The sequence below is a fragment of the Streptomyces cinnamoneus genome (genome assembly GCF_014650495.1).
Classification (GTDB): domain Bacteria; phylum Actinomycetota; class Actinomycetes; order Streptomycetales; family Streptomycetaceae; genus Streptomyces; species Streptomyces cinnamoneus.
Genome location: NZ_BMVB01000061.1, coordinates 1 through 3847 on the forward strand (window position 1 = coordinate 1; position 3847 = coordinate 3847).

Genomic DNA, 3847 nt, shown 5'->3' on the forward strand with positions numbered 1-3847 from the left:
TGGGAGCCGCGCTACTCGCTGGGCACGTTCCCGCTGCGCTTCCCGCACGAGGAGGAGCCGGACGACGCGGGCTGGCACATCGAGGGGAGCTATCTGCCGGAGGGCGAGAGCTGGTACTTCACGAATCTGCGCTCCCGAGGACGGGCGCTGCTGATGCTGTTCCTGTTCAGCGAGGTCGGTGAACAGGACGCCCCGACACGGATCCGGGTCGGCTCACACCTCGACGTGCCGAAGGTCCTTGAGAAGTACGGGGAGGACGGGGCGAGCGGGCTGACCCTCGCCCCCGACCTGGTCGCGGCGTCCGACCACCGGCCACTCGCCCTCGCCACCGGGTCCCCGGGCGACGTCTTCCTGTGTCATCCGTTCCTGGTGCACGCGGCGCAACCGCACCATGGGGTGCGGCCGCGCTTCATGGCGCAGCCGCCGCTGATGCCGGCCGCGCCGTACGAACTGGAGCGGGCCGACGGCACGTACTCACCCGTGGAGATCGCGATCCGCCGCGGTCTGGGACAGGACACCCCCGGTCCGGACGGAGACGGCACTGACCGCAGCGCCGGATAGACATGCTTCACGACCATCGCTGGCAAGGTGGTCGTGAGAAGGGGAAAGAGAAAGGAGGCCGGGCATGCTGGAGCGGCTGAACCAGGCCATGGAGCACATCGAGGGCCATCTCGACCAGGACCTCGACGTGAAGGAACTGGCACGCGTCGCCGCCACCTCGGAGCACCACCTGCGCCGGATGTTCTCCGCCCTCGCGGGAATGCCCCTGCTGGAGTACGTCCGGCGCCGCCGGCTCACCCTCGCGGGCGCCGAAGTACTCGCGGGACGTGAGACGCTGCTGGAGATTGCGGTGCGCTACGGCTACGGCTCCGGCGAGGCGTTCGCGCGGGCGTTCCGTGCCATGCACGGCATCGGACCCGGCGAGGCCCGGCGTACCGGCGCCGCACTCACCTCCCAGTCCCGGATGGCCTTCCGCCTCACCATTGAGGGGAGCAGCAGTATGCGATACCGCGTTGTGGACAAGGCGGACTTCACCGTCGTTGGGCTCAAGACCCGGGTACCGCTGGTGCATGCGGGGCCAAACCAGGCGATCATGGACTTTGTCCGTGGGATCGACCCGCGGACCCTGGAGCGCCTGGAGAAGCTCTCGGACCAGGAGCCGCACGGCATCGTCGCGGTCTGCGACGGCATGGACCCCAGCCGCGCCGAGGGCACGGTCCTCGACTACCACCACGGCGTGATCACCTCCGCGGCCGCTCTGGAGGGCACGACCACGTTGGCGGTCCCGGCCGGCACCTGGGCGGTCTTCACCACCTCCGGGCCGGCGCCGCAGGCCATCCAGGAGCTGTGGCGGGACGTGTTCACCGAGTGGTTCCCGTCGAACCCGTACCGCACCCGCACCGGCCCTGAGATCCTGCGCACCCGCCTGTCGCCGCAGAAGACCGAGGTCGACGCCGAACTGTGGCTAGCCGTGGAGCCTGAGCACTGCTGAGCACAGCGGCAATCCCCCCCCGGGCAGGCGCGTGCGAGCGATTCGGTTGCCTGGGGCCCTCGGTGACGAACCTGGTCTACAAGCGGGTCTCGACCGACCGGCAGTCGACCGCCCGGCAGAACCTTGTCCTGGACGAGGCCGGAATCGAGGACCCGGTCGTCTTCGAGGAGGACCCGGGCACCTCCAGCCGCCTCCACCCCCTTCAGCGCCCGAAGTTCCGCGAACTGCTCACCTACGCGCGGCCGGGCGACACCGTGCACATCTCCGAGATGTTCCGCCTCGTCCGGGGGCACCGGCCACATCCTCGACGTGCTCGGGTCCTCCATCGCGACCAGGTCGCGCTGCGCATCCACGACGGCGCGTTCTCCGCGGTGGACCTCACCGCCCGCCACCCGCGCACCGGCGAGCTGCTGTCCACCGTGAAGTTCACGGTGCAGACCCTCGCCGCCGCCGGTGAACTCCAGCGCGACCTCCAGCGCGAGCTGACCTACGACGGACTGCGGGCCGCCGAGGCCAAGGGCAGCAAGGGCGGGCGCCGCCCCGCCGTGGCGGCCGCGAAGACCGACGACGTGCGCACTGCGTACCTGGAGGGCCGCTCCCTCGCCGCCCTCGCCCGCGACCACCGGGGCAGCCGCGGTGCGATCCGCACGGCCGTCGCCGACCTCCTGCCCGACCACACCGCCATCGAGGAGGACGCCCCCGCCCTGGAGCTGCCGGTCGTCCTCGACATGCCGGGCAAGGTCGCCGGCTTCCTCCGCTCGGCAGACCTGGAGCCCGCCGAGCGCGCTGTGCTCGACCAGGGGGCGACCGTACGGCGCGGCCAGGGCTACACCCTGCGCGTGACCGCCGTCCCCGCGGTGCACCGCCGGCTCCTCGCCCGCTGCCAGCCGCCCGACGGCGCCCAGGGCGCCCCCGCGGTCCCGGCCCAGCGCAAGGCCCGCCGCGAGTACGAGAACCGGGTCAGCGCACTTACGCCCTGACCGTGATCGTTCTCAGCGCCAACCGCTGTACCGATGTTGCCCGAGGCCGCCTCCAGAGGAGCGGCAGAACAGCCAGCGAGGTCATCGCGTACGAGGCCCAGGTGGCAGGGGGTGCGTCGGCAGCGCGGGGCACGACGAAGGGAATGGTCACCGCCGCCTGGACGATGCCGGTGACGACGGCGTCGACGGTCCGGGGCCAGGCCCCGCGCAGCCTGTCCATCATGTCCATGTGTCCATCGGTGACGGGAGCAAGGCGTTTTCTCTCTTCCGGCGGTGGGCAGATGGCTGCCCGTGAACGGTGTCAGACCGGTGGTGGTGACAGCGCTGGAGCCCGGGACCGCCGCGTCCGTGCTCCCCGCGGATCTGTGCGATCGTCTGGCCGGGGCGGTGGAGTTACGGGGGCCGGGCGAGGCCCGGCGGGGAGACCTGGCACGGGCGGACGTCCTCATCACCGGCTGGGGAAGCCCGGCGCTGACCCCGGCGTTCCTCGACGGGGCACCGCGGCTGCGGGCGGTCCTCCATGCGGCGGGTTCGGTGAAGCCGCTGGTCACGCCGGCCGTGTGGGAACGGGGCATCGTGGTCTCGTCGGCCGCCGAGGCCAACGCGGGTCCAGTGGCCGATTACGCCTTCGCCCTGGTCGTCCTCGCGGCGAAGAAGGCGCTCGCCACGGCGGCCGCGTACGCAGAAGGACGTGGTGGGGGCGGGCGGGCCCGCTGGCCCGACTTCGGCGATCGGCAAGGGGGCGACGGGCTGACGGTCGGCGTCGTGGGTGCCTCGCGCATCGGCAGGAAGGTCATCAGCCGGCTGCGGGCGTCGGAGGCCGGCTACCGGGTGCTGGTGCACGACCCGTATGCGGCAGAGTCCGTCGACCTGGAGACGCTGTGCCGGAACAGCAGGGTCATCACACTCCACGCCCCCGAACTGCCCGGCACACGGCACCTGCTGAATGCCGAACGACTGGCCCTCATTCCGGACGGCGGCGCGGTCATCAATACGGCGCGGGGCTCGCTCATCGATACGGACGGGCTGACACGGGAATGCGCTTCTGGACGGCTGGACGCCTACCTGGACGTCACCGAGCCGGAACCACTGGAAGCAGGACACCCGTTGCTGGGTCTGCGCAATGTGCTGGTGACGCCGCATATCGCGGGCGCTCAGGGAAGCGAGGTGCGGCGGCTCGGGGCGTGGGTGGTGGAGGAGGTCGAGCGCTGGGTGCGGGGATTACCCCTGGCGGGGCGGGTGGAGGAGAGCGAATTGCACCGGCTGGCGTGAAGGCCGGCCCGGGGGCCGGTGAAATAGCCGGTGAAGTGGCCGGTAAATGCAAGAAAGCCCTGGCAGGACCCGAAAGGGTCCCACCAGGGCTTCCTGAATAATT

General features: G+C 71.2%; 5 protein-coding genes. 4 read left to right on the plus strand and 1 reads right to left on the minus strand.

The window, feature by feature from the left end:
* From IE182_RS31385 to IE182_RS31395, 3 genes are all read left to right on the plus strand, one after another.
* Positions 1-561: phytanoyl-CoA dioxygenase family protein (locus IE182_RS31385; protein ID WP_190113397.1), on the plus strand; the 561-nt coding region annotated here is incomplete at its 5' end.
* Positions 562-625: 64 nt separating this feature from the next.
* On the plus strand, positions 626-1492 hold the full coding sequence (locus IE182_RS31390; RefSeq protein ID WP_190113398.1) for an AraC family transcriptional regulator: 867 nt from the start codon (positions 626-628) through the stop codon (positions 1490-1492).
* A 62-nt stretch (positions 1493-1554) separates the two neighbouring features.
* Positions 1555-2472 carry a recombinase family protein gene (locus tag IE182_RS31395; RefSeq protein ID WP_190113399.1) on the plus strand — a complete coding sequence of 306 codons (918 nt, stop codon included), beginning with the start codon at positions 1555-1557 and terminating at the stop codon, positions 2470-2472.
* Here IE182_RS31395 and IE182_RS31400 read toward each other — a convergent pair.
* On the minus strand, positions 2462-2701 hold the full coding sequence (locus tag IE182_RS31400; protein ID WP_308432194.1) for a hypothetical protein: 240 nt from the start codon (positions 2699-2701) through the stop codon (positions 2462-2464). The genes IE182_RS31395 and IE182_RS31400 overlap by 11 nt on opposite strands.
* 62 nt (positions 2702-2763) lie before the next feature.
* On the opposite strand from IE182_RS31400, the gene IE182_RS31405 reads away from it, so the two are divergent.
* Positions 2764-3744 (plus strand): hydroxyacid dehydrogenase, encoded by a 981-nt coding sequence (locus IE182_RS31405; RefSeq protein ID WP_229845292.1) that lies wholly within the window; start codon positions 2764-2766, stop codon positions 3742-3744.
* Positions 3745-3847: the final 103 nt, after the last annotated feature.

Excerpts from the sequence above, each read along its gene's own strand:
- IE182_RS31390 (WP_190113398.1), top strand. The coding sequence starts at position 626 with ATGCTGGAGCGGCTGAACCAGGCCATGGAGCACATCGAGGGCCATCTC.
- IE182_RS31400 (WP_308432194.1), bottom strand. The coding sequence starts at position 2,701 with ATGGACATGATGGACAGGCTGCGCGGGGCCTGGCCCCGGACCGTCGAC.